At 46.3% G+C, this 270-nt stretch carries 1 pseudogene; it reads right to left on the reverse strand.

Annotated elements, in window-relative coordinates:
* Nucleotides 1-270, reverse strand: a pseudogene (locus tag AAEY55_RS18355) (nitrite/sulfite reductase); the annotation flags it as partial.

Consider the following 270-nt stretch of genomic DNA (forward strand, 5'->3'; position numbering starts at 1 on the left):
GCCTTCTACCTCATTCTCATTAGCCACGCGTTGCTCTAGATAGACGTCTACTATCTTTTGTATCGTCGTCGCGACATCATCAGATGGCACCGCTTTACCCAATATCTTGCCGATTTTTGCGTCGTTACTAGAGTTTCCGCCGAGGCTGATTTGATACCAGTATTCGCCTTTTTTATCGACACCAAGGATACCGATATCGCCGGTATGATGATGCGCACAGGCATTCATACAGCCAGACATATTGAGGCGGATTTCACCCAAATCATAAAG

The organism is Pseudoalteromonas sp. 120-MNA-CIBAN-0494, assembly GCF_040308885.1.
Classification (GTDB): Bacteria; Pseudomonadota; Gammaproteobacteria; order Enterobacterales; family Alteromonadaceae; genus Pseudoalteromonas; species Pseudoalteromonas nigrifaciens.